This is a genomic window from Bacillus sp. SIMBA_154, assembly GCF_046536015.1.
In the GTDB taxonomy this organism is placed as follows: Bacteria; Bacillota; Bacilli; order Bacillales; family Bacillaceae; genus Bacillus; species Bacillus pumilus_P.
Genome location: NZ_JAWJBV010000528.1, coordinates 1 through 246 on the forward strand (window position 1 = coordinate 1; position 246 = coordinate 246).

1 protein-coding gene is annotated in these 246 nt (G+C 42.7%); it reads right to left on the reverse strand.

Annotation, left to right across the window (positions count from 1 at the left end):
• Positions 1–47: 47 nt before the first annotated feature.
• Positions 48–246: hypothetical protein (locus tag R0K30_RS23030; RefSeq protein ID WP_410613298.1), on the reverse strand; the 199-nt coding region annotated here is incomplete at its 5' end.

Consider the following 246-nt stretch of genomic DNA (forward strand, 5'->3'; position numbering starts at 1 on the left):
GTATTAATGTTATCGCTGTAACAGAGTGGGAGCATGAACTTAATCAGTTAGTAACCAGCATTCTTACGTAATTCATCAAGCATATCTTGGTTACCCATCATTTCGTCAAGCGTTGCCCTGACTGCATTGCCAGAGCTGTTGTTATAAACTGATAGTAGATGCTGCGCCATTTGCTCCGTATAACCATCTTGTTTATTTTGAGCTTGGTAGTATTGCGCCATCAACCCTTGTGCAGCTAAGCGACGG